The following is a 24,597-nucleotide window of genomic DNA, read 5'->3' as shown; positions in this document are numbered from 1 at the left end:
TCATTTTTTATGGATTAAGATACATTATTTCTCATTCCTATCCATTATTCTACACGATTTTCTGTGATGTTGAAACTAAAAAGGACACATATTTTTTCACCTGTTTACACGTTCCTACAAAATTAATGATTCTCACCAGTCATTTTTTCTGTTACTATTGTGATAAAATCGTTTACATAGAGTCGAATACGATCGACACATATGTAAACTTGTCAAAAGGAGGCTACATAAACTGTGAAAAACAAGAAAGGCTTGATTACGTTACTCATTGCCATTGTGGTCATCGCTGCAACACCGCTCGTCTTTTTTAACTACATCGGTTCTGAGCCCATGTTCCAACCGAAAAACACGACTGATCAAATCGCGATTGTCAATGAAGACGACGGTTACCAAAAGGCGCTTGGTGACGATATTATTACGTTAGGTCAAGACTTAGTCCAAACGATTCAAGATGAGGAATCTGGGTATGAGTGGCCTGTTGTCAGTCGACTTGCCGCACAATCGGGAATCGACAACAAGGAATACGATGCAGTCATTTTCATCCCGTCCTCATTCTCGCGTGACATTATGTCATTTAAAGAGGCAATACCAAGTATCACAAATGTTCGTTACGAAATGTCACCTCACTTAAATGCGAAAAACCAAGAACGTGTGCAGAAAGAATTAGAAGCCGCGCAACAAACGTTAAACGGTCAAGTCACCGCGATGTATTGGCGCTATGTGAGCGAAGAAGTACACGGGGTTCAAACGAATTTTGATGAAGTGCTAGATAAAGAGGTTAATTTCTTAAATGAAATGCACGCCTTTTATGCCCCAAGCTCTAAAGAACTTGGACAAGAAATCGACCGCCAACGGGAGAGACTTGGACAACTATTTTCTTACTCTAAAGACGCAACCGGGATTGCGGGAAATTCCCATAGCACATTGTCAGAAGGTGAAAAAGCGTTTGAAACACTTACTAAAAATATTGACACTTACCTCACTTACCAACAAGATTTGACGACTTCCTTACTCGCTACTGATCAAGCAAATGAACAGTTAATCAGTGATTCGTCTACTACGTTCCAAACATTATTGCAAGATGGCGAGAGACGTGTGAGAGAAGGACAAACCCCTTTCCAACCGCAATTAGAGAATAAGGGGGAGAATGTTTATGCCTTCTTAAATCAGTTTCATAATGGAATGGGTACATTAAATCAACAAATGTATGGCTTTGACAGGAATATGAACACATCTTTCCACACATTAAATAATGAGATTGAGCGCCTGCCAAACACATATGAGCAAGTAATCCAATCTTATAATAAAGGAAATAATTGGGGCGTATTTATTTCTACACTCAAGTCCACCTTGGCGATGCGTAACGAGGTATTGAGCCAACACACGCTCCCATATGATCCTGGCCATTTGACGATGCCTTTACACCCTTTAGAACCTCTAGAGCCAGACATGCTTAAAGATGTACTCGAACATGTACAGTACATTAGAGCGTCCCTTGTGGAACTTGAACCAGAAAAGGGTGATTTGAATCCCGATCCAACGCCTGATCCTGATCCCGATCCAACGCCTGACCCACCGGAAGAGTCAGACGATCATAACGCAGACAAACAGGAAACACCTGAAGAAGCATCCAGTAAAGATGATCAAGAAAATGTCCCTAGTCACACCGACAATTCCGCATACGATACTTGGAAGCTGACAATTGAACGTACAGATCAATTAAAAAAGGAATTGGAAGAAGACGTACAAAAAGATATCAACGACAATCGTGAGCTTGTCTCACAATACATGGGGTACCTTGAGGATTTGCATAAGTTGGTAGAATCACTACAAGGTAAAACAAAGGAACTTCCTGAGACATTCCTTAAGAAAGTCCAACAACGTGAAGAAAGAATCCTATCATCTCCACCAGCAAGTGACTTCCAATTTTCATTTGTTGATCCGATTGAAAACCGTGATCCAAATGTACTCATGGATTACTACAATCTTTTAGGACAACTAGAATTAGCCAGTCAGTTACATCGCGCTAGTGGAACGGTTGATCAAGACATACGCGATAAGGCACTGAAAGATTTTGCTCGTACAGCGCAATTAAAGGCAGGCCTGCAAGACTCCGAAAACAACGTGAAGTCGTTCATGTCCTTAACTGAGGATATTAACAACTTCCAGACATTTTCCGTAGATGCACGTGGCGAAATGGACACACTTCTTCAAGACACGAATACCATTCTCACCAACCTTAGTGCAGAAATAAAAGAAGAACAACAACTTGTTTTATCATTAGCAAATGAAACACGCGAATCTGCCAACAATACGTTAGAACAGATGAGAAGCAGCCGTCAGCCAATTGAAATTGAACCGGGTCCAGTAGAAGGACTAGATGGCAGTCTTGTGCAAATTAGCCATCAAACCTCTCTCAGTGAAATTGAGCAACTCGGTCAATCGGTCTCATCTCTAAGTGAACACCAAGATAACTTAATTGGATCAACTGAAGACATGTTTACACAAGTTGCAACCGTGCAAAACAAATCAGATGACTTAAATGACCGCTGGAAAAATAGCGTGGGTACGACACAGCTTGTTCATGATGATATGAATAATATTCTTCAAAACGCCATTAACGATGGGTATTTCAATGATAATGTATACAACTACTTGTCCAACCCCGTTAACGTTGCTGGTGAGCAAGTTGAAGGACCAGCTGAATCGTTTACCCCGCCAGTTGTAATGCTTGTCATTATCTTGCTTGTCAGCTTAATGATTGGTTACTTGGCTCATCACTATAGGGAATTGCCTATTCCAGTGCATCTTTCACTGTATGGCATTTTATCTATAGCTCTTGGATTAATCATTAGCATTTATGGGCTAAATATTTATAAGATGACTGATGCACAAGCAATTCAGTGGACAATCATTACCGTATTGCTTATACTAGCAACTGCAGGTGTGATTCGACTACTGCTCATGATCGGACCGTGGATGGGTACGCTTGGAAGTGTACTAATCATTTTCTTGTTTACAATCCCATTACTTGACATGGCGATGCCAAACTTCCATTCCGATAACCCAATAGCAGCATTATTTATGTCAATCCAACATAAAGAACAGCAGTTATTTTTCCCAGGTGCTATGATATTAGCAGCGATCACATGTCTTTCAATTGCAATACCTGTAGCTAAACACATTCGCGAAAAACATAAGCTACGCAATGAGGCGGAGGATGAGGAGTATGAGGTTTAAGCATTTGGTTGGTTGTTGCAGTGCAATAGCGATACTATTGACAGTATCCGCCCCCCTCTCTTTTGGGGCTGAAGACGCAACACCTACTAACCCAGCTGAATACCAAGAACGTACAATACGACCAGAACTACGCAAAGATGATACAGAAAAAGATAGTCAAGAACCGACACGTGTACCTGAAGAAGTCAATCAACTTCAGTTTGATCAACCTTTAGAGCAAGAATACAATGAAATGGTTAGCGCACTCTCTTTTACTGGAGAAGACAAATCGACCACAGCAGCCGTTGCTAGTCACATTGGATTATTTCATGTGGCAGACCCTTTACCTCAAGAAGCGCCGCATAACGAAAATGCTTCCGTTGCCTGGCTCCCTTGGGTGTTAGGTACTGTTGTCGCCGGACTCCTTGTGACATTGTTTGTATATATCTTGCCTAAAGGGTTTAGCATGACTGAACAATAATACGATGTTGACACGGCTCTAAACTCCCCAAACGCCACTTAAAAAGTGGGCGGTTTGGGGAGTTTTATTTAAAAGAAAAAGCCACAATATCACGCGACATTGTGGCAGCTTCTATACTTATTCATACATATATAATTCGACAGTACCCTCTCTAACAAACCCGGCATACTCTAGTTCTAAAACAAAGTAATACATTTCTTCTTCTGTTAGATCGAGGTCCGAGCCAACCACTTCATTTGCTTCTAACGCCGCAATAAACGCCTGAAACTCTTCATCTGTCATATTTTCCTTGAATGCCGCTTCTATTTCTGCGGCATTTGTTTCAGCCTTTTCCTTCATAAATTCAGTGAGTACCGCTTCCATACGTCCCTCAATCTCGTTTTCAGCTTCTTCAAATGTTGCTTCCATGTCGCTCTGGTTTAACGCTTCCCGTTCCTCACTATGGAACTGGAAGTTTACATCTCCATAAGTATAAACACTTTCTACAGACATTGTTCCCGTTGTTTCGTGTCCATCTTTCTCAGATGAGAATACCGCGCTATATTTGGTTTCCTCTATCTTGCTATCAACGAGCTTGAACGCCAATTCATGCTCAATTTCCACTTCGTCATCAGACTCAAACAATATTTCTTCTAAATTTTCGATGGCTTCATCAAGCGTAATAGACATATCATCTTCAAAGTGCGCTTTTGCTTCTTTGTCTTCTTTCATTTCTTTGAGGGCGTGCATATAGGCACGGACGAGCATATCATTTTTTACACTCAAATTAATCCAATCATTTTCTGAAGAAATATATTTCCCTTCTGTTTTCTCCTGTAAATATTGCATTACTTCTTTCCCAACAAAAGTTCCCCATATGTGATGCTCTCCAAAATAAGTTTTTCCCTCGCCTAGATCAAGATCAGCATCTTCAAAGTTAGAGACATACTTTGCACCTTGAATCGCTTCTTCTATTACAGGAATGATCGCATCCTTCATTCCTCCTACAAAGCCGTCAACAGCCATTCCTTCTTCCTCCATCACACGCGTTAATTCTTCTCCTTCAGGCGTGTTCAGGTATACATGATTTAAAAGAATATCGGTAAGGTCTTGCAGTAGTTTAGGATATACATCTAAGTCAATCGCTACTTCTTCTGCCTTTTCATCTAAATACATTTGGAACGGCAGTTTCACACCGACGTTTTCTCCATTCATATCGCCATCGATATGAAACATTGCATCTAGTTCCATTACTTTTTGTTTACGATCATAGAGCGTCGATACATCCCCTTCAATGTTTTTCAACATATCTAACATCGCATCAACATACACTTGCTGCTCCTCTTCCACATCAAATGTTTCTCTTGAAGTTTGATCGAAAGATAGGGTCATATTAAAATCAGAATCAATTTTTACCTTCTCTTCCTTTTGTAGCGCTTCAAATGCTTTTAATAGCTTCGCTTCTGGTGATGCCATTTTGGCGTAAACAAAATATCCGCCTCCGCCAAGGCCCGCTATTACTAACAATACAGCCATGACTGTTAAAACTCTTTTCATTGTCATATCAAACCTCTCTATTAGATTTTTACTACGTATGGCAAAAGCGCTAGAAACATTTCTTCACACATTTTCTCACGTTCTACCTTTTGCATCTTATCATTTATCTCATCTCACATGCAATACATTCATTGCCCATTCTACCTTTCCTCGTTATAATTAACCTAAACTTAAACAGGAAAGGTGCAGATCCGATGAAAAAGATTTTCAAAATCACAGCAATTGTGCTCAGTATCTTGTTTATTAGCGCGACTGCTTACGGTATTTATGTATGGACCGACATTAAAAACACGGCGAATGACATGTATGAACCATTGTCAGAAAGAGAAGGAGGGAAATCAAAACTTCTCCCTACCGCAGTGAGCGAAGGAGAGCCGCTATCTGTGCTAGTCGCTGGGGTAGACCACACAGCTGGACGTGAAGACGAAGTGGTCGGACGATCTGACACCATTATTTTAATGACACTTAACCCTAAAAAAGGCTCAACAAAAATGTTAAGCATTCCCCGCGACACACGCACCTTAATGGTCGGCAAAGGTACAACAGAAAAAATCAATCATGCGCACGCCTACGGTGGCGCAGAAATGTTAATTGACACAGTTGAACAAACGTTTGATATTCCAATTCATTATTACGTAAGCATCAATATGAAAGGTTTTGAGACATTAATTGACGCATTTGACGGAGTGAATGTCACAAATGATTTGGGCTTTTCAATGGATGGCACCACTTTCGAGAAAGGCCCGCTTCTTTTAAATGGGCAAGACGCCTTAAAGTATACCCGCATGCGCTATGACGACCCTCGCGGAGATGCGGGTCGTGCTGCTCGCCAAAGAGAAGTGGTCACCGCACTCATGCATGAAGCGGCCTCACTTGGATCGATTACAAAAGTGGGAAAGATTTTAGACGTGCTCGGTGAAACCGTTCGCACCGATTTAGCCCCTGATAAAATATGGGACTATCAATCTATTTATCGGCCTGCACTAGGAAACATTGAAGAATCAGAAGTTGCTTATACCGGAGAAACAATTGATGGCGTATGGTATGCCATTGTGTCTGAAGAAGAAAAAGCACGCATTCGAGAGGAGTTTCTCCGGCATTTAGAGCTCAATTAGGAGGTATTCAGATGACAAAAGTTTCGATCCAACAAGCATTGGCACTGCGTCAGGAAGGCAAATTACACGAATCTAATCGGATGTTTTGTATATTAGCTGAGGAAAATCCCAACAATGCCGTCATTCAATCCGAATGTGGGGGCAGCTTTGATTTGCTTGGAGATGAACGGGCGGCGATTCCCTACTACGAAAAAGCCATTTCATTGGGACTAACGGGTGAAGCACTTCTTGATGTATATGTTTGTCTCGGTAGCTCTTACCGTGTGTTAGGTGCATATGACAAGGCAGCATCCGTACTGCAAAAAGGTCTCACCATTTTCCCCGATGATCCTGCCCTCCATGCATTTTACGCAATTACGTTGTATAATCTAGGTGAGCATAAGGAAGCACTGACACGCATGCTCACATGTTTAACAGATACAAGCACTGATCCACGCATTACTGCTTACAGCCAAGCACTAGCTTTTTATGCCAAAGATCTTGACAAAGTTTGGTCGTAACCAATCGTCTTACCCTAAACAAACGTTTGTTTAATCCAATAAGGAGGCTTTTCAACTATGTCCATTCTTGTTACGGGCGGGGCTGGTTACATTGGTAGCCATACATCTGTCCTACTTTTAAATGCTGGATATGACATTGTCATTGCTGATAATTTTTCTAATAGCTCAGAGGAGACCATCGCACGTATCACTGAACTAGGTGGACGAGCACCGGCGGTTGAGCACGTCGACTTATGTGACATGGCAGCGCTAGATGCTGTGTTTGCACGTTATCCGATTGATGCGGTCATTCACTTTGCTGGCTTAAAAGCAGTTGGGGAATCGGTTGCACAGCCGTTGTTTTATTATGGCAACAACATTGTCAGTACGATTAACTTATGTAAGTGTATGGAAAAGTACGATGTGCATCAATTAGTGTTTAGTTCATCAGCGACGGTATACGGGATGCCTGAAACTGTCCCACTACGCGAAGACGCACCGCTTCATACACTCAACCCGTACGGAGCGACGAAACTTGTCATTGAAAACATGTTGCGCGATGTGAGCGCATCAAATGCTGATTGGCGTATTGCTTTATTACGCTATTTTAACCCAATCGGCGCGCACGAAAGTGGTTTGATCGGTGAGGCTCCAAACGGTATTCCTAACAACTTGATGCCATACATTACCCAGGTCGCTTCTGGTGTCCGCGCAGAATTGTCCGTGTTTGGGAGTGACTATCCAACAGCAGACGGGACATGCATTCGCGACTACATCCATGTGATGGATCTTGCCCAAGGACATTTACAAGCGTTGAAAAAACTACCCACAATTAACGGCATTGATGCGTACAATTTAGGGACAGGCACTGGCTATAGTGTCCTCGATGTCATTCACACGTTTGAAGAAGCAACTGGTGTGACCATCCCTTACCGCATTGCCCCACGTCGACCAGGTGACGCCCCCGTCTCTTACGCTGATCCAACAAAAGCACATACTGAGCTTGACTGGAAGGCAGAGCGTGGCTTACATGATATGTGTAAAGACGCATGGCGTTTCCAATTACAAAAAGAAGATCACTAACACCAAGCGCCTCGCCCCCTGAACAAAGGGAGCGAGGCGCTTTCTATCTAACCTACTTTGAAACGAGCAACATCGTTCCACCATCATGACGAGATGGCAATGCCACTGTCAGTTCACCATTTGCAGTTGCCTCATACGTCGTACCACTGTACAAGTCAACAATCGCTTCATGTGCCTTAAATCCAGTAAATGTATGCGTCTTTTCATGGTCGCCCACATTTAGCGCGACAAGGATAGACGTGTCTTCATACGTGCGTGTAAATGCAAGGAATGCTTCACGATCAGATCCGGCAACATATGCGCGATCTCCCTTGGCAAACACTTGTGGATACGTCGCACGCGCTTGAAGTAATGCCCGATAGTGAGTGTGTACGTCGTTTCCGGCTACTTTCTCCCACGGGAAAACGTAACGGTTTTCGTTATACGGATAGTTTGCACGTCCACCCATACCAATTTCTTCACCATAGTATATAACAGGCTGACCTTTTGCAGTGATTTGCAACGCTGCCGCCAGCTTCAACTTACTTTTGTCACCACCGACTTGAGTTAAAAATGTGTCTTCATCATGAGAACCTAAAAACTGCCCTAGTGTCGCATCATTTGTGAGCTGCCCATTGCGCCACTCAAGCAAAGCATTGACCGATTCTACGCTGCCGCCAACAAAATCACGGGCATAGCGCTTAAAGTCAAAGTCAAGCAGCGCATCCATCATCCCTGACTGTAAATAGCCGTAATCATCGTGGACACTCGCTCCCCACGCCTCACCAATTAACTTGAAATCCGGCTTTTGCTTCGTCAACTCATTTTTAAAGTGCATCCAAGTCGTCGGTTCAACATGTTTCACTGTATCCACGCGGAAATAATCAATCGTATTCCCTTTAGCTGTCCTTGAACGTTCAATCCAGTCCGTCTGCCACTTGACAATCTGCTCCCGCACATGTGCTTGTTCCGTTTTAAAATCTGGTAACCCAGCTAACTCCCCACGCACCATGTCATCACCGACATGATGCCCTTGCCGTAAAAGCGTTGAAAAACGCGCACGCTCATCATCCGTCGGATAGCCAAATGGACGAGATGATTCAGGCAATGCGTCTACTTCCTTCAGACCATAACCAGTATGATTTAACACAACATCGACCATAATTTTTATGCCGCGTTCATTCGCTTCATCAATTAACTCATGAAACTCTGCCATCGTACCAAGATGTGGATTCAACTTCTCGAAGTTACTTGCCCAATAACCATGATAGCCATAATCAGGGATTGTGTAACCATCCGCTTCTTGATGACGAACGTTAAAACGGATATTTTCCACAATCGGTGTAAGCCAAATCGTATTGATCCCTAAGTCCTGTAAGTAGTCAAGTTTTTTCGTTACACCTTTAAAATCCCCGCCTTGATACGCGTTATGATGACGTGGATCATATCCAATACCATACGGATCATTGTTTGCTCGGTTTCCATCAAAGAAGCGATCCGTCAACATAAAGTAAATAACTGCTTCATCCCAGTCAAAGTCGTCTTTTCCAGCAAATGTCCGCGGCGAGACTATCAATGTCGCACTCCCAGTGTAACGATTCCCGTCCACATCAATTGCTGTAATTGGCAACACTTTCTCACCAGCGGTGGTGTCTTTCCGGACATTGACTGTCACTGCTTGTAATTCAGGGTCAATGAAAGTCTCTTCCTTCCCACCTAGTGCACGTAAATCAACGGATATTGTTTCCCACGCAACATCTTCATCTAAATGAGACTCGATTGTAAGTACGGCGTTTTCATTATAAGTTACCATCTGCGGTGCAAAATCACCTGTAATTGACTCTTCATATGTCACTTGTGACACCCCATCCACTGTATGGTATGGATCATTTACTTCCCGCTCAACACCACCTGATTCAACCAAAAATGTATATGGATAAGTGCCCGGATCGAGCTGGTCAACAGTGACGGTAAACCATTCATTTTCTGTTTCATATGTCATCGGCACCTGTCTCCCGTCAATAGACAAGGTCACCCCATCAATCGTATCCATCTCATCGCGGTCATATAAATTAGGATCACGATAGAAAAATGTCACTGCTCCTGCTCCAATAAGTGGCTCACGCACTTCAGGAACAACGTGAAACACTGCTTCACCTGATTCGACAAACACTTTAGTCAGCCGGTCGCGCTCATTGACCCGAATAAACCGGTCGTGTGCAATATCCTTTTTTGCGTCACGCCAGTCAGTCCCATGTCGTACGATAAAACCAACGTTGTTTGCTTCTCTGCCTAGCGAAATCGTAGCAATGGCTTTACGGTTCTCAAATGTATGAAAATCAACTTGTCCTTCATGATCGTCTGTATCCCATACCCATAAATTCCAACCATCATAAATTGCTTCGTCGCGCTCATAAGTAAATCGAATCTCCTTTTTCGTAGCCGCCTGACTATGTGTATTTGTCACACTACATGTGAACACAATAAGTAGCATTGTGAACCATATGATTCTCAAAACCGTTTTTCTCATCATTCTTCTCTCCTTCTAACAACACCTAGCGCAAACGTTTGCACTAATAGGTGTGCGATATGTAAGCCCTTACAAAGAAGCATAGCACCGTTCCTTCTATTTAGCAATATCATTCCCGAAATAGGAAGACCAGGATGGATTCGCCGGTCTCCTATTCAGCCTTACGAGCGATCACTTTGTTTAAAGGCAAACGTCATCTCAGCTTGCGCCGCAACCTCGCCGTCGACATAAGCTACCCCACGTGCTTTCGCAACAGGACCTTTCATCCGCGTCATCTCTACCTCGAGACGAAGCTGATCGCCAGGTCGTACAGGTCGTTTAAATTTGCATTGGTCAATTCCGGCAAATAGTCCGATTTTCCCTGCATGCTCTTCCTGTGTCATGACCATACACCCGCATACTTGTGCCAATGCTTCAACAATCAACACACCCGGCATCACCGCGTATTGCGGGAAATGACCATTAAAAAATTCTTCATTCGCACTCACGTTTTTGATGCCAACTGCCATCTTCCCCGCCTCTAACTCGACAATACGATCCACAAGTAAAAACGGATAACGATGCGGAATGAGCGCTTTAATTTCTTCAATATGTAACATGAAAACCTCCTCAAAAAAGTAATGTTCTCTCACATTTCATTGTACCACAGAATGTTTTTTCCGTTATACTGTACAGAGACACAAAAGGAGGTATTTCAACGATGGCACTTGCGACAATCCAATACAAATCTACAGCACTCGGTAAACAAACCCGTGTGCATGTCATTTTGCCTGAACAAGCAACGCCGCCATACCGTACTTTATATTTACTACACGGATGGGGCGATGACGACAGCTCTTGGTCACGTCAAACGTCGATCGAACGCTACGCGAATGCATACGATCTTGCTGTTGTCATGCCGAGCGTTGATTTAAGCTACTACACAGATATGGACTTTGGCGGATCCTATTTTACCTTTTTATCGAAAGAATTACCTGAACGGCTCACCCGCTACTTCCCACTTTCCGAAAATCGTGAAGACCAATTTGTCGCTGGATTGTCGATGGGTGGGTTCGGTGCTTTTAAGTGGGCATTACACCATCCTGAACGCTTTGCAGCCGCGGCCAGCTTCTCTGGTGCACTTGATGTCAACATGATTTTTGATCTGTTCATTGGCATGGGTCACATTGAATTTAAACCACTCGCGCAAGCAATCTTTGGCATGGACCTTGATATTGACGGACATGGTGCTAATTTAATTGCATTAATGAAACAACATATCGAGCAGCAAACAAACATACCAACTCTTTACCAATATTGTGGCACTGAAGACTTTGTTTATCCAATTAACGTATCGTTCCGTGACCGCGTTTTACAATTAGCCGTGCCTTTTAACTATGACGAAAGCACTGGTGGACATACATGGGATTACTGGGACTCCTGTATCCAAAATTGGCTTACTACCTTGAAAAAAGAAGGCTACTTATAACCACACGCTCGCCTTCCAGCGAGCGTGCTACTGGCTGACCCCTGATTCAATAATTTTCACACTCACCGTCGCGTTTAAAGCCATTTCTGGATAAATTTCTTCCCATTCCTTAATATCCATTGGTCCACGATGAATCACCTGATCCCCAAAACCAATGGGATCAAGCTTCTTTTTCTGTAAGTCATTTAATAACTTTTGTAACCTCTTTGTCATCTCCTTTTCACTATAAGCGGTAATCTCCTTTAATCTTCCCTCTGTTAAATGTTTCCCACTATATTCACTTAGTCGGGCCTTTACCCGTACATGAATGTCTATAGACGGCTGTTGTTGCTTGATATTGAAAGAAAAAGATTTACCTGACCGGAGCTCTTTTAAAACCGCTTGTTCCCCGTTCTCATCAATTGGTAATTCAATGAGCCCTCCCGTTTCATAGTCATCTGTCAACAATTTAAAGAAAAATGCTTGCTCCAAATTAAGTTGATCGACCCACTTGTCCCCTTTAAATAAAGCCAAACCTTGTATGCGAATATACTCATCCGTGTAAACAAGTAATGGTAAGAAAGGATCCTTGCCTTTTTCATAAAATGCCCGCATAAACAAATGCATATTTGTTCTTGGTAAGTTCCCTCGATTAATATTATGGTTAATTAACCGATTTAAATAACCAATCTCTTCTTGTTGAAAGGGGTACTTGTTCTCTAATAATTCTTTTGCTTCTCCATCGACAACCGCCAAATAGGCACGTGCAGCGACTTTTGGGTCACGATAATACGTATCAAGTGTATCAAAAATCCCTCTCTCTGATAAATCCGCACCGAATAAGATGCCTGTTAGTTTCCCAGCATGAAGTGGATGCGACGTCATACTATCCATCCTAATTCGATGGTGCCGAGCAGAATCAGAAGGTGCAGATAACGTTGTTGTTTGATAATTTTTATCTGCCGAATAAGAAATAATTCCTACTGTGCCAATGACGTCATCATCATCCCCAGCGTCAAAACCAATCGTCTGCATCAGTTGCAATTCATCCAACACATTCGTTGTGTTTGGCGCCAAAAGTGCTACACAGATAATTACAAGTATCACAAGCACACGCCACTTACTGTTCATGCGTAGCACCTCCTTTCTTCCAGAATAAACTTAGTAACCAAAAAAAAGGGATGAGTCCTAGGCTAAACAGTGGACCCGCACGATTGACAGCTGTATTTAGTAAATCAATCGATTCCCTCGAATTAAACTGGATTGTCAAGAAAAACACAATAATGATTCCCCATTTTGCAGTTGTCCGATGTTTAAGAGAAAACTGTCGCTTCCATAAACGACTTGCAGCCCAAATAAACAATAACACATTTGGGAAAATGGTTATTAACCAAATGGCAATCCCAACATATTCAATCCGTTCAATCACGGGTAAAATTAAAATCTTCCATATACTTAACGTTGGCCAAATGACATGCACAAGCTGCTCATGGCTGTAATAAATAAACGTAAATACTGCAATCCCCAAGTAAACAATCGTCGTCCATGCTGAACCAAGATGCGCAGCTAGACGCACTTGTTTTTTCTTTCCTTTGCTTTGAATAAAGGGGTAATACACAAGTAACACCTCAGCCCCAGCAAAACTTAACGTCATTAACATGACTGCGTCGAATTGCTCGCGTAATGTTGTATGGAATAACGGAAACAAATGATGCCATTCACCGTATTCAAGCGTCGCAAAAAACGTTGGCCACAACAACGATGAGAGAAACACAAAGAAAAATGTCACCCCAGTGATCACACGAAACCCTTTTCTTATTGTGTAATACGAGACAAGTAAAACCAATACCGCCAAACGCCATGAAGTAAGGTCTGGGTAAACCCATACTTGAACGACTTCAATATATGTGCGCAATACCACTACGGCTAGGAAAACAAAATATACAGAGAAAAGCAACGTGACAAGCCAACCCATCCATTTTCCTAGTCCCTTACACGTAATATCATGAAGATCGCCCCCACCCACTTTGTTAATGGACGAAAACATCATTGCAATGATAAGTTGATTCATGATCCCTGCTAAAAGAATGGCAATCCAACTTTGATAACCAGCAGCATCAGCAATGTAACGAGCAAAACCTAACACCCCTACACCGACTTGCATGCTATGAACAAGGAAAAAGACCATATACGGTGGTACTTGAAGATGCTTAGGTAGTTCTTTTTCCATCACCAAACGCTCCTTTTTCCAACCGTTCTTTCCCCTGTCTTAATACCCATCGTCAATATCTCTTTGACTACGCACTGTCTTCGTTTGAAACTTCCTTGGTTTTTTCGTTTGCAAAAATGCTTGACGATGCGTTTGCATCTCCAGCGGTAAACGAACGAACGTGTCCTTTAAGTCACGCCAAGAAAATGGATAAATCGGTGCCATATAAGGACGACCAAGTGAAGTGAGAGACAAAAGGTGACATACAATAAAAATAAACATTAAACCAATCGAAACAAGTCCCCAAACTTGCGCAGCAATGATAAACGGAAATCGAACAATTCGAATCGTTGTACCCATCCGGTAAATCGGTACTGTAAACGACGTTAACGCGGCTAAGGCGACAATAATAAGCAAAACATTGCTTGTCAATCCTGCTTCGACAGCTGCCGTACCAATGACAATCCCGCCAACAATCCCGATCGTCTGCCCGATCTTCGTTGGTAAACGCGCCCCTGCCTCACGTAATAACTCAATTGTCGTTTCTAAAAATAACGCTTCTACAATGGGAGGAAATGGCACAATGCGTCGTGACATCATTAAGGTACTAAATAAATCTTGTGGAATGATCTCAGGATGGTATGTCAAAACTGCCACATAAAGAGGGGTTGCAAAAATTGAAAAAAACAACGCTGCCAACCGTAACAATCGTAAAAACGTTGCTGCTGGCCATGAGAGGAAAGAATCTTCAAATGATGTAATAAACTCAACCGCTGTGACGGGTGCAAGCAATGCCTGAGATGACCCGTCTGTTAATATGGCAATTCTTCCTCCTGCTACACTGGCAGCTGTACGATCTGGTCGTTCTGTATCAATAAATTGCGGGAAAACAGAAGCACTATTGTCTTCCATCATTTGCAATACAATAGACGAGTCTTGCACTTGATCAATTTCTACATTCCCTAGGCGCTGTAACACTGTTTGTACATTTTTTTCATTAACAACCGATTGTAAATAAGCAACGTACACCGTTGTCTTCGATAATTCTCCGATTGTCAGTTTTTTCAAACGTAAGTCACTCGTAGGTAAGCGTGTCCTTAATAAATTAATATTTACATCAATCATTTCTACAAAAGATTCTTTTGATCCAAACACACTAAACTCTACTTCTGGAATAGACACTTGGCGTCCTTCTGTCTTTTTGAGAGGGACTAACCAGTCCGTGTGCGTCCACTGTTGTGCCCCGCGTATGAGCACATAACCCGTTAATAAATCACGTTCAAGCTCGTCCGCAGTAGAAAGGGGTTTCATTTGCAACGCATTCATATGCTCAACCATGTCTTTTTCATCTAGATGCTCCAACTCCTGCAATGGCCGAACAACCTCATCTATTAGCTGCGTTTCATCCACTAGGGAAGAAAAATAATAAAAAGACATCATTTGATTGTTCATCTTCTTTTTCAGTTGCGTAAAGTCACACGAATCGTTTGCTGCCTTCAATACGTCGTCAACTGATTGAAACGAAGACCTAGTTTGTTTTGGTGTGCCCGACTTTGAGTGCTTTTTCTTGAAGAAGAATGACATATCTTTTTGAAACGTCCTTTCTGTTTTTATGTACTTAGTATGTGGTGCGAACAAAAAAACATGCACGAAAAAAGAACTGAGCCCTCTCAGTTCTTTTCAGCCATTTATCATATCATATCCGAACCGATCAATGACCACGAATGGCATCAATCATGCTATACCATAGTTGTGGACTTAAGACCTCCCACGCATTTTCACTGTTACCAACTACACCATACCCAATAACAAGACCCGCGAGCAAGCAAATACTCGTAAGCAAACCAACAATGACAAGACGTAACCAAATAGGGAGCAAGCGCACACGCTGACGCCTCAAACGCCAGACAGCATCTAAATTCCCTTCCTGTGCTCGGCTTTCTCTACGCGCGCTTCTCGTTTGTAGCGGCTCTATTTGATGATTTTGTGTTTCCGCCAACGTATTTGCTGCTTGTCCCTTTTCATGATGTCTCTTTGTTGCCATGCCTACGCTCACCCCTGTACTCCTGTTATCTCACGAATTTTCCACGCTATTAAATACGAACTTTTTTACTCGACATTTTATCCAGGTTTTCTAAAATAATGCCTGTTCCCGCCGCAACGCAATGCATTGGCTCTGTTGCGACGAGCACCGGCACTTTCAGTCGTTCTGCTAGCAGCTGGTCCATCCCATGTAGTAAAGCGCCTCCACCAGTCAAAATAATGCCACGATCAATAATATCTGCCGACAGTTCTGGAGGCGTTCGCTCCAGCACTTGTTTTGCTGCTTGCACAATATCATCGACTGCTTCCACAAGCGCTTTTTCAATCTCATCTGTTCTGATCGTGATATTTCGTGGCAAACCCGTCACCATATCTCGACCACGAATATCCATTTCTTCTCGACGGGCGCTTGGAAATACTGTCGCAATTTGCTTTTTAATTTCTTCAGACGTACGTTCACCAATTAATAGCTTATATTGTTTTTTAATGTACGTCAAAATATCCGCATCAAACCTGTCACCGGCTACTTTAATGGATGTAGAAGTGACAACATCGCCCATGGATAGAACTGCTACATCCGTTGTGCCACCACCTATGTCAACAACCATATTACCGCTTGGTTGAAAAATATCCATGCCTGCTCCAATAGCGGCTACTTTTGGCTCTTCTTCCAAGTACACATCTTTTCCACCACTTTTTTCTGCTGCCTGGCGAATGGCTTTTTGTTCAACAGATGTAATATTCGTTGGACAACAAATTAAAATACGCGGCTTCGAGAATACACCTTTTACTTTAATCTTATTTAAGAAATGTTTCAACATCGACTCTGTCATATCAAAATCAGCAATGACACCATCTTTCATAGGACGGATTGCTACAATGTTTCCAGGTGTCCGTCCAACCATTCGAAACGCTTCTTCTCCAACAGCTAATACGCGATTCGTTGTCGTATCAAGCGCAACAACGGATGGTTCGTTTAAAACAATGCCACTACCTTTTACATAAATAAGTACATTTGCTGTCCCTAAATCAATGCCAATATCTCGACCAAACATGATTGATGTTCCTCCCTATTTTCATTCAACATTTATGCTAAGTGATTGTGCGCAAGAAATCACCTTTTATGTACACTTGTACATTGGAGGAGACGTCTAATACGCACTCGTACCTAGTATAAATATTAACATATAAATAGGCAAAATAAAGCGCTAGATCATATTTATTGATGTGTTTTTGCAGTTTGTTTTGTTGCGGCTGCTGCACTTTTCTTATATTTCACTTTTGTCGCTTCACCACCTCGCAAATGGCGAATAGATTTGTGGTACTCAAGGATCTTTTTTACATCGTTTGCTAGCTCTGGATTAATTTCAGGAAGTCTTTCTGTTAAATCCTTGTGTACAGTACTTTTTGAGACACCAAATTCCTTTGCAATCGTTCTCACAGTTTTCTTCGTCTCAATAATGTACTTGCCAATCTTGATGGTTCGCTCTTTGATGTAATCGTGCACACGACTCGCCTCCCTAGATGTATATAGGTGATTGGTAAAGTGTATTAACAAGGTCGACGGCTTAGACCATAAATTCACAGTCGTGCGTCAACTTCTTACACATTTACGCGCCCGAGTCATGTTTCTCATTAAAAAATGCCCAACTTGCTCTCTGAGCAAATTGGACATTTTTGCTTGTCCTTAAGAATCTGATGGTAACTCCATTTCAGGCTGTTCCGACGAAGGATCTTCCTTCGTCTCCTCATCTTTGCCTTCAACATTCGCTTCGTCATCATCTGTTTCCTTTTTATCTGATGGTAATTCCATCTCAGACTTTTCCGACGTAGGATCTTTCTTTGTTTCCTCATCTGTGCCTTTATCTGTTTCCTTTTTATCTGAAGGGGACAGATCAGCCATGCGCGCAAGCGACTTTCCAAAAGCATCGTTTGGATTCAGCGCTGTACCCTCTTTGCGAATCTCAAAGTGTACATGTACACCTGCATCCATGTTATACTCGTTACTCCCTGACATGCCAAGGACTTGTCCTTGTTTAACTTGGTCACCCTTAGACACATCAACATTGTTCAAACTGGAATAATGCGTGACAATATCATCACCATGATCGATCTCTACCACATACCCAAGGATAGAATCTTTCGTCGCTTTAATGACTTTCCCACTCATCGCAGCGGTCACTGAAAAGCGTTCTCCATTGTTACGTTGCAAATCAATGCCTTGGTTTTGTCGATAGACATTGCTATAAAAGACAAGCGCTTTCTGTTGTTCTTCCACGTCGGCATCGGCATCGTAGAAATATCCGACTTGTTTATACTCTGCTTCATCCTCAACAGGCATATGTAATGTCTCATCGCCTGTAACGACCGGTACAGATGGGTCTTCACTTCCATTTGGATCCATCGTGACTTCATTCGGTGTGTTGTCTGGGTCCGCACTTTCCTCTCCATTTTGCGTGAAGAATACAGCACTTAAAAGACCAGCAGCAACGAGTAAATAAACAGCAGGTAACAACCAACGCTTACGCATCAACATTTGTAGATTAACTTTTTTAGAAGAATGTTTGTTTTCTTCTTTTTTCATTTCTCATCACCTCTGCCCACCATTCTGAACAAATTGCTAGTGATCTATACATCTCGTTGCAATTTTTATCATTTTTAAAGAAAAGATTTTAAAAAGTAGGTCGTTGCTCAACAAAAGAAAAAACGACCTTTTAAATAGGTCGCTATTGTGATGACAGTGACTGTAAAAACGGTTTTGCCTCAGTTACTTCCACACCCGTATAATAATGCTTTACAATTTCTTCATAAGTCTTACCTTCTAACGCCATCGCATTTGCTCCGAATTGGCTTAAGCCAATTCCATGCCCCCAGCCTTTCGTTTGTATGACAACTTCTTTTCCGTGAATGTACCAATTAAAATCAGTGGAATCAAGGGAGAGCATTTCTCTAAGTTCTCTACCTGTGAAAATGTGGTCGTTTACCTCCACTTTCTCTACGCGGCCACTATCTGTGCGGGAAACAATCGTTCCAACCGAGCCATCCTGAGGTAAAGATACGCCAAGCAATTCCTCAAATTTCTTTATCGGAATTGTCACTTCTTTTGTATAACGCGGAGAAGATTGATCCCAAGCACTTTCTACACTACGTAAATAAGGCAAGTCACTTTCCCAATAGTCTTTTGCGTTTTCTGTGTAACCGTTACTCGTTGAGAAAAATGCTGCCATGATTGGCTTCCCTTCATATGTCAACAGTTGATTTTCTGTCGCCTTCACCGCATCCGTCACCTTTTGCCAATAAGCGGAAAAGTCTTGTCCCCACTGTTCTTGTAATTCTTCTTGATTTTTATATACTTGGTGCGAGACCGTATCAGTGACATCAGCTCCTTTAGGAAGCTTTTGATCACCTTTTTTATTCAAGAGCCGGTCAATGATGATTGTACGTGCACTTAAAGCTTGGGCTTTTAATGCCTCTGGCGCATAACTTGCCGGCATTTCTGACGCAACGACACCTGCTACATAAGATTCTAGCGACACGGTTTCAATCTTTTCTAAATTACTGCGATAGACATGAATATTGATCGCTGTTTCCTCCTCTTTTGTTGGTTCTTCCTTTTTCTCATGTGCTGCATATGCTTTTTCCGTTTGTGAAACCACCACCTCTTGGACGCTTGAAGCGTCCTCATCATGGTTCATAAAAACAACAAACAAACTTGGCACAACAAGAATCATAGAAATAAGGCTTGCCGCTATGAATACCATCCTTCTCATTACAATCCCCCATTTTCTTCTCGTCCATTAGTCTATGTATTTATAGAAAAAAATAGACGTTTGAGAGAATGCGAACGTTGATGAAAAAAGCACAAAAAGACTGCCCGTTTATTGACAACGAACAATCTTTTTATCACGCGCCTTTTTATTACTATATGGATTCAGCTACTTCAAGAGAGTCTTTTGCTTGATGCTCTTCCACTCGTTCAATATCAGCCCCAAGTGCCTTTAACTTCTCTGTTAAACGGTTATAACCTCTGTCAATATGCTTTAGTTCTGTTACACGTGTATAACCATCGGCAGCCAATCCTGCCACGACGAGTGCAGCACCCGAACGTAAATCAGTGGAACCAACTTCAGCCCCTTGCAAGCTATTCGGACCGGTCACAATGGCCGAGCGCCCTTCAATTTTAATATTACCATTCATGCGACGAAATTCTTCAACGTGCATAAACCGATTTTCAAATATGGTTTCTGTCACCACACTTGTTCCTTCTGCCTTTAATAATAATGCCATCATTTGCGCTTGCATATCCGTTGGGAATCCCGGATGCGGCATTGTTTTAATATCGACAGCTTTTAATTTCTCTGGTCCGATCACACGTAACCCTGAGCCTTCTTCTGAAATCTCCACACCCATCTCACGCATTTTAGCAATAAGTGGCCGCATATGTTCTCCAATTGCACCTTCCACAAACACATTGCCGCCAGTGATTGCAGCTGCAATCATAAACGTCCCTGCCTCAATACGATCCGGTATCACTGAATGAACCGTACCTGTCAACGCATCAACACCTTCGATACGAATCACACCAGTACCTGCACCACGGACACGTGCCCCCATCGCATTTAAGTAATTGGCAAGATCGACAATCTCCGGCTCTTCAGCAACATTTTCAATTGTCGTTGTGCCTTCTGCGAGCACAGCAGCCATCATAATATTTTGCGTTGCCCCAACACTTGGGAAATCCAAATAAATTTTTGTACCTTGCAAGCGACCATCAATACGGGCTTCAATAAAACCGTTACCGATCTCCACCGTTGCACCAAGCGCTTCAAACCCTTTTAAATGTTGGTCAACTGGACGTGACCCAATGGCGCAACCTCCCGGTAAAGCGATTCTCGCCTTCCCCACACGGGCTAAAAGTGGACCCATTACAGTAAAGGAAGCACGCATTTTTCTCACATATTCAAACGGCGCCTCCGTTTTTAAAGGTCGTGTTGCATCAACATGAAAGCGACCATTTTCATACGTGACAGCCACATTCAAATTACTTAAAACTTCTTTCATTGTATACACATCAGTTAAAGGCGGTACATCCTCAATTGTACTCTCACCGTATTCAGCCAAAATGGATGCAGCTACCACAGGTAGAACAGCATTCTTAGCACCTTCCACCTTCACGGAGCCGTGTAGCCGCTTGCCACCACGGACAATGATTTTTTCCAACGTATTTCCCCTCCGCGTCTCATTATAGTCTCTTCTATATCATCAATATTCAGTCGTAATGATAGGCGTGCCTAAAGTTACCTTCGTTGCCCCGCCCAAGTACGGACTTTGCCTAAGTGCAACTTGTACATTCATCTCTTCGTCTGTAGAAAGAGGGACACCATTTTGCCATGCATCATTGTATCCGGACAAAGATACAAATGCTTCCTCTGACAATGATTCTTTTTCAGTGGCGCCAAGTTGACGCACCCATTTCTGAGCCGTTTCATATGCTGAAAAAGTGAGTGGATCCAGTGTTTCAGCCGAAACTTGCACATATAGTGTGGCATCAGCAAAGTTTAAGTCCTCTAACTGCTGCACCACTTTTTTGTCATCCATTGTTTGTTCCGATGATGCATCAGCAACATATTCATACACTTTTGTTAAAGTAAATTGTCCTTGTTCAGGTACGGCCACAAACGACACCTGCACTTCTTTCGCGCCGATGTGATCTTTTTGTAGGAAAACTGCCTTTAAATGCTCATGTGATGTCTCTTCTATTGAAGAAAGTTCAAAAGTTGGCTGCGTACGAGCAAATAAATGAACTTGCTCAAAAAACATTTCCTTGTTACTAATAAGTGCTTTTTCTTTTTTCGCCCTTACATGCCACTGCTTAGGCACAAGCGATGCTGAGTCCATCAGTCGTGTAAAAGCAGTCATTTGTTCTTGAAGTGTCTCTACAGCAGTTTCTTTTGATTTTGAAGTGTAAATAACCGCACACACGCACAATATTAACACAAATACAACGTTCATCACCTTTTGCATCTATACCCTCTCCTCACAGGACATAAAGGATCCATTAGTCCCATTTTTACCTGTTGGAGACAAAGCATACATGCAAATTTTAGTTTAATAAGTACGGAAGCATCCGGGCAGACTGTACATAATCTAGGATAAACTGCGCAACAACATATCCGAGTGCAAGCGCCATAAACAAGCGTAGTAAAAGCGCTTGTTTACTCTTTATGTCTTTTACAAACAATTCCAGCCTAAAGGATGTAAGCGCCCACCATGCGAGTCCAAAGCAGAGCAAACTCACCATAATATGTATGAATGCTTCTACACCTAGTCCTTGCGTCAATATCAAAACCTCATTTCTTGCTAAAACAAATGACAATTTCAGTACAATCAAAACGACGTGAAACTGTAGACAAGACAATTCATTAACCATCATACCGGATTTTGGCTCAAAAATCTAGGCAGATCTATTGGTTATTTTAGGATGACCAACATTTTTTGTGAACATTTTAGCACGATTTTGTGACGATCAATAGATAAAAAGACCCTCCACAGTGGAAAGGTCTTTTTTACATTGATTTATCGGTGTTTCGCGACATTCATCCGAGTAATTGCTCGTTGTAAAGCAATCTCTGCTCGTTTCTTATCAATTCCTTCTTGCTGCTTGTGCAATCGCTCCTCTGCGCGCTGCCGTGCTTTTTCAGCCCGGCTAAGATCGATTTGCTCAGGACGTTCAGCTGCTTCCGCAAGAATGGTCACTTGATCAGGACGGACTTCAACAAAGCCACCGATCACTGACACTTGCGCCTCCTTGCCGCCTTTTAAGAATCGCGCTGGACCAATCGCAAGGGGCGCGAGTAAAGGAATATGTTTGGCTTTGACACCAATTTCTCCTTCAACCGTCTTTAATACAGCAAGTTCGACGCCTTCATCTTCATATACAGCGCCATCCGGTGTCACAACACTTACACGAACTGTTTCCATTATAACCCCCTCCTTCCTGCCGCATCTTATAAAAATCGCTTACAAAGCGTTACATCATTTGCTTTGCTTTTTCCACGACTTCTTCAATACGACCGACAAGACGGAAGGCATCTTCCGGTAAATCATCGTATTTTCCAGCTAAAATATCTTTAAAACCTTGAACTGTTTCTTTTACAGGTACATAAGAGCCTGGTTGTCCTGTAAATTGTTCGGCAACATGGAAGTTTTGTGATAAGAAAAACTGAATACGACGTGCACGCGCAACTGTCAACTTATCTTCTTCCGATAACTCGTCCATACCAAGGATCGCAATAATATCTTGGAGTTCCTTGTATTTTTGCAATGTCTGCTGCACGCCACGGGCAACGTTATAATGCTCTTCACCAACAACTTCAGGTGCAAGGGCACGTGATGTAGACGCAAGTGGATCTACAGCAGGGTAAATCCCTTGTTCCGTTAACTTACGCTCTAAGTTCGTTGTTGCATCTAAGTGTGCGAACGCTGTTGCTGGTGCTGGGTCTGTGTAGTCATCAGCTGGCACATAAATCGCCTGAATCGACGTAACAGAACCTTTTTTTGTTGACGTAATCCGTTCTTGCAATTGTCCCATCTCTGTTGCAAGTGTTGGCTGGTAACCAACTGCTGATGGCATCCGACCAAGTAAAGCAGATACTTCAGAACCAGCTTGTGTGAATCGGAAAATATTATCCACAAACAAAAGTACATCGGCGCCTTGTTCATCACGGAAGTATTCGGCCATTGTGAGTCCAGTTAACGCAACACGCATCCGTGCACCTGGTGGCTCATTCATTTGTCCGAAGACCATCGCTGTTTTCTTAATAACGCCCGCTTCTGTCATTTCGTGATACAAGTCATTTCCTTCACGCGTCCGTTCACCAACGCCAGCGAAGACAGAAATCCCACCATGTTCAAGGGCAACGTTATTAATGAGCTCTTGAATTAAAACAGTCTTCCCAACACCGGCACCACCAAACAAACCAACTTTACCACCTTTTGTATAAGGGGCAAGTAAGTCAACGACTTTAATACCTGTTTCAAGAATTTCTGTCTTCGTTGTTAACTCCTCAAAGCTTGGGGCTTCGCGGTGGATTGGATCACGACGAACATCTGCTGGGACGGGTTCTTTTAAATCGATCTCTTCCCCTAACACATTAAATACACGTCCAAGTGTCGCTTCACCTACAGGGACTGAAATGGCTGCACCTGTGTCGGTGACTTCTGTGCCACGCATTAATCCATCTGTAGAACTCATTGCAACAGTACGTACGGTATCATTACCAAGATGAAGCGCGACTTCTAATGTAACATTTACTTCTACAGCGCCTTTTTCGCCACCCTTTTGGGCCACTTTTAAGGCATTATTAATTTCTGGTAGTTGCCCACTTGGGAACTTAACGTCTACGACGGGTCCCGTAATTTGTAAAATACGGCCTGTTGACATCGTTTTCCCCTCCTACTTTTTCCTGTATTCAAC

Annotated in this window: 22 protein-coding genes; 6 read left to right on the top strand and 16 right to left on the bottom strand. The window is 42.5% G+C overall.

What is annotated here, in order from left to right:
• Positions 1 to 234 precede the first annotated feature (234 nt).
• Together esaA and BLT29_RS02400 are read left to right on the top strand one after the other, a co-directional pair.
• Entirely contained in the window at positions 235 to 3,240 is a 3,006-nt protein-coding gene (gene esaA / locus BLT29_RS02405) for a type VII secretion protein EsaA (RefSeq protein ID WP_090774727.1), read from the top strand.
• A complete protein-coding gene (locus BLT29_RS02400) occupies positions 3,230 to 3,700 on the top strand; it encodes a type VII secretion EssA family protein (RefSeq protein WP_090774726.1) in 471 nt (156 codons plus the stop codon). Before esaA ends, BLT29_RS02400 begins: the two co-directional genes overlap by 11 nt.
• A 117-nt stretch (positions 3,701 to 3,817) precedes the next feature.
• On the opposite strand, the gene BLT29_RS02395 is transcribed toward BLT29_RS02400, so the two are convergent.
• Positions 3,818 to 5,242 (bottom strand): hypothetical protein, encoded by a 1,425-nt coding sequence (locus tag BLT29_RS02395; protein ID WP_090774725.1) that lies wholly within the window; start codon positions 5,240 to 5,242, stop codon positions 3,818 to 3,820.
• A 188-nt stretch (positions 5,243 to 5,430) separates the two neighbouring features.
• On the opposite strand from BLT29_RS02395, the gene BLT29_RS02390 reads away from it, so the two are divergent.
• From BLT29_RS02390 to galE, 3 genes are read left to right on the top strand one after another with little or no spacing between them, the layout of a single operon-like run.
• The gene (locus tag BLT29_RS02390; protein ID WP_090774724.1) at positions 5,431 to 6,351 is read left to right on the top strand and encodes an LCP family glycopolymer transferase; all 921 of its coding nucleotides are present in this window, start codon (positions 5,431 to 5,433) and stop codon (positions 6,349 to 6,351) included.
• An 11-nt stretch (positions 6,352 to 6,362) separates the two neighbouring features.
• Entirely contained in the window at positions 6,363 to 6,851 is a 489-nt protein-coding gene (locus BLT29_RS02385) for a tetratricopeptide repeat protein (RefSeq protein WP_090774723.1), read from the top strand.
• Between the two features lie 57 nt (positions 6,852 to 6,908).
• Positions 6,909 to 7,913, top strand: a complete 1,005-nt coding sequence (gene galE, locus BLT29_RS02380; RefSeq protein WP_090774722.1) for a UDP-glucose 4-epimerase GalE — start codon at positions 6,909 to 6,911, stop codon at positions 7,911 to 7,913.
• A 52-nt stretch (positions 7,914 to 7,965) separates the two neighbouring features.
• Here galE and BLT29_RS02375 read toward each other — a convergent pair whose 3' ends face one another.
• Entirely contained in the window at positions 7,966 to 10,422 is a 2,457-nt protein-coding gene (locus BLT29_RS02375; protein WP_176763760.1) for an alpha-amylase family glycosyl hydrolase, read from the bottom strand.
• 161 nt (positions 10,423 to 10,583) lie between these two features.
• The gene (fabZ, locus tag BLT29_RS02370) at positions 10,584 to 11,021 is read right to left on the bottom strand and encodes a 3-hydroxyacyl-ACP dehydratase FabZ (RefSeq protein WP_090774720.1); all 438 of its coding nucleotides are present in this window, start codon (positions 11,019 to 11,021) and stop codon (positions 10,584 to 10,586) included.
• Between the two features lie 101 nt (positions 11,022 to 11,122).
• Here fabZ and BLT29_RS02365 point away from each other — a divergent pair, with 101 nt between their 5' ends.
• On the top strand, positions 11,123 to 11,890 hold the full coding sequence (locus BLT29_RS02365; RefSeq protein WP_090774719.1) for an alpha/beta hydrolase: 768 nt from the start codon (positions 11,123 to 11,125) through the stop codon (positions 11,888 to 11,890).
• Positions 11,891 to 11,917: 27 nt separating this feature from the next.
• On the opposite strand, the gene BLT29_RS02360 is transcribed toward BLT29_RS02365, so the two are convergent.
• From BLT29_RS02360 to atpD, 13 genes are all read right to left on the bottom strand, one after another.
• On the bottom strand, positions 11,918 to 13,000 hold the full coding sequence (locus tag BLT29_RS02360; protein WP_090774718.1) for a Ger(x)C family spore germination protein: 1,083 nt from the start codon (positions 12,998 to 13,000) through the stop codon (positions 11,918 to 11,920).
• The gene (locus BLT29_RS02355) at positions 12,990 to 14,099 is read right to left on the bottom strand and encodes a GerAB/ArcD/ProY family transporter (protein WP_090774717.1); all 1,110 of its coding nucleotides are present in this window, start codon (positions 14,097 to 14,099) and stop codon (positions 12,990 to 12,992) included. The genes BLT29_RS02360 and BLT29_RS02355 overlap by 11 nt, the downstream gene beginning before the upstream one ends.
• A gap of 39 nt (positions 14,100 to 14,138) precedes the next feature.
• Positions 14,139 to 15,578 carry a spore germination protein gene (locus BLT29_RS02350; protein ID WP_245701001.1) on the bottom strand — a complete coding sequence of 480 codons (1,440 nt, stop codon included), beginning with the start codon at positions 15,576 to 15,578 and terminating at the stop codon, positions 14,139 to 14,141.
• A gap of 211 nt (positions 15,579 to 15,789) precedes the next feature.
• Entirely contained in the window at positions 15,790 to 16,122 is a 333-nt protein-coding gene (locus BLT29_RS02345; RefSeq protein ID WP_090774716.1) for a DNA-directed RNA polymerase subunit beta, read from the bottom strand.
• A gap of 49 nt (positions 16,123 to 16,171) precedes the next feature.
• Entirely contained in the window at positions 16,172 to 17,176 is a 1,005-nt protein-coding gene (locus BLT29_RS02340) for a rod shape-determining protein (RefSeq protein ID WP_090774715.1), read from the bottom strand.
• A gap of 164 nt (positions 17,177 to 17,340) precedes the next feature.
• A complete protein-coding gene (gene spoIIID, locus BLT29_RS02335) occupies positions 17,341 to 17,628 on the bottom strand; it encodes a sporulation transcriptional regulator SpoIIID (RefSeq protein WP_090774714.1) in 288 nt (95 codons plus the stop codon).
• 180 nt (positions 17,629 to 17,808) lie between these two features.
• Positions 17,809 to 18,705: a stage II sporulation protein SpoIIQ gene (gene spoIIQ, locus BLT29_RS02330; RefSeq protein WP_090774713.1), complete on the bottom strand. Its 897-nt coding sequence runs from the start codon at positions 18,703 to 18,705 to the stop codon at positions 17,809 to 17,811.
• Positions 18,706 to 18,847: 142 nt separating this feature from the next.
• Entirely contained in the window at positions 18,848 to 19,891 is a 1,044-nt protein-coding gene (gene spoIID / locus BLT29_RS02325) for a stage II sporulation protein D (RefSeq protein ID WP_090774712.1), read from the bottom strand.
• A gap of 151 nt (positions 19,892 to 20,042) precedes the next feature.
• The gene (gene murA, locus BLT29_RS02320; protein ID WP_090774711.1) at positions 20,043 to 21,341 is read right to left on the bottom strand and encodes a UDP-N-acetylglucosamine 1-carboxyvinyltransferase; all 1,299 of its coding nucleotides are present in this window, start codon (positions 21,339 to 21,341) and stop codon (positions 20,043 to 20,045) included.
• 42 nt (positions 21,342 to 21,383) lie between these two features.
• Complete coding sequence (locus BLT29_RS02315) at positions 21,384 to 22,145, bottom strand: YwmB family TATA-box binding protein (protein WP_090774710.1); 762 nt, start codon at positions 22,143 to 22,145, stop codon at positions 21,384 to 21,386.
• A 79-nt stretch (positions 22,146 to 22,224) separates the two neighbouring features.
• A complete protein-coding gene (locus BLT29_RS02310; protein ID WP_090774709.1) occupies positions 22,225 to 22,461 on the bottom strand; it encodes a DUF1146 family protein in 237 nt (78 codons plus the stop codon).
• 236 nt (positions 22,462 to 22,697) lie between these two features.
• Positions 22,698 to 23,102 (bottom strand): F0F1 ATP synthase subunit epsilon, encoded by a 405-nt coding sequence (locus BLT29_RS02305; protein WP_090774708.1) that lies wholly within the window; start codon positions 23,100 to 23,102, stop codon positions 22,698 to 22,700.
• Positions 23,103 to 23,151: 49 nt separating this feature from the next.
• On the bottom strand, positions 23,152 to 24,564 hold the full coding sequence (atpD, locus tag BLT29_RS02300) for a F0F1 ATP synthase subunit beta (protein ID WP_090774707.1): 1,413 nt from the start codon (positions 24,562 to 24,564) through the stop codon (positions 23,152 to 23,154).
• Positions 24,565 to 24,597: the final 33 nt, after the last annotated feature.

The sequence above is a fragment of the Shouchella lonarensis genome (assembly GCF_900096965.1).
In the GTDB taxonomy this organism is placed as follows: Bacteria; Bacillota; Bacilli; order Bacillales; family Bacillaceae_D; genus Shouchella; species Shouchella lonarensis.
The sequence above is the reverse complement of the archived record's forward strand: the minus strand, read 5'-3'. Positions and strand labels throughout refer to the sequence as shown.

Bases quoted from the DNA above. Each gene is read 5' to 3' on its own strand.
- BLT29_RS02400 (WP_090774726.1), top strand. From the start codon at position 3,230: ATGAGGTTTAAGCATTTGGTTGGTTGTTGCAGTGCAATAGCGATACTA.
- BLT29_RS02395 (WP_090774725.1), bottom strand. From the start codon at position 5,242: ATGACAATGAAAAGAGTTTTAACAGTCATGGCTGTATTGTTAGTAATA.
- BLT29_RS02390 (WP_090774724.1), top strand. From the start codon at position 5,431: ATGAAAAAGATTTTCAAAATCACAGCAATTGTGCTCAGTATCTTGTTT.
- BLT29_RS02385 (WP_090774723.1), top strand. From the start codon at position 6,363: ATGACAAAAGTTTCGATCCAACAAGCATTGGCACTGCGTCAGGAAGGC.
- galE (WP_090774722.1), top strand. From the start codon at position 6,909: ATGTCCATTCTTGTTACGGGCGGGGCTGGTTACATTGGTAGCCATACA.
- BLT29_RS02375 (WP_176763760.1), bottom strand. From the start codon at position 10,422: ATGAGAAAAACGGTTTTGAGAATCATATGGTTCACAATGCTACTTATT.
- fabZ (WP_090774720.1), bottom strand. From the start codon at position 11,021: ATGTTACATATTGAAGAAATTAAAGCGCTCATTCCGCATCGTTATCCG.
- BLT29_RS02365 (WP_090774719.1), top strand. From the start codon at position 11,123: ATGGCACTTGCGACAATCCAATACAAATCTACAGCACTCGGTAAACAA.
- BLT29_RS02360 (WP_090774718.1), bottom strand. From the start codon at position 13,000: ATGAACAGTAAGTGGCGTGTGCTTGTGATACTTGTAATTATCTGTGTA.
- BLT29_RS02355 (WP_090774717.1), bottom strand. From the start codon at position 14,099: ATGGAAAAAGAACTACCTAAGCATCTTCAAGTACCACCGTATATGGTC.
- BLT29_RS02345 (WP_090774716.1), bottom strand. From the start codon at position 16,122: ATGGCAACAAAGAGACATCATGAAAAGGGACAAGCAGCAAATACGTTG.
- BLT29_RS02340 (WP_090774715.1), bottom strand. From the start codon at position 17,176: ATGTTTGGTCGAGATATTGGCATTGATTTAGGGACAGCAAATGTACTT.
- spoIIQ (WP_090774713.1), bottom strand. From the start codon at position 18,705: ATGAAAAAAGAAGAAAACAAACATTCTTCTAAAAAAGTTAATCTACAA.
- spoIID (WP_090774712.1), bottom strand. From the start codon at position 19,891: ATGAGAAGGATGGTATTCATAGCGGCAAGCCTTATTTCTATGATTCTT.
- BLT29_RS02315 (WP_090774710.1), bottom strand. From the start codon at position 22,145: ATGCAAAAGGTGATGAACGTTGTATTTGTGTTAATATTGTGCGTGTGT.
- BLT29_RS02305 (WP_090774708.1), bottom strand. From the start codon at position 23,102: ATGGAAACAGTTCGTGTAAGTGTTGTGACACCGGATGGCGCTGTATAT.
- atpD (WP_090774707.1), bottom strand. From the start codon at position 24,564: ATGTCAACAGGCCGTATTTTACAAATTACGGGACCCGTCGTAGACGTT.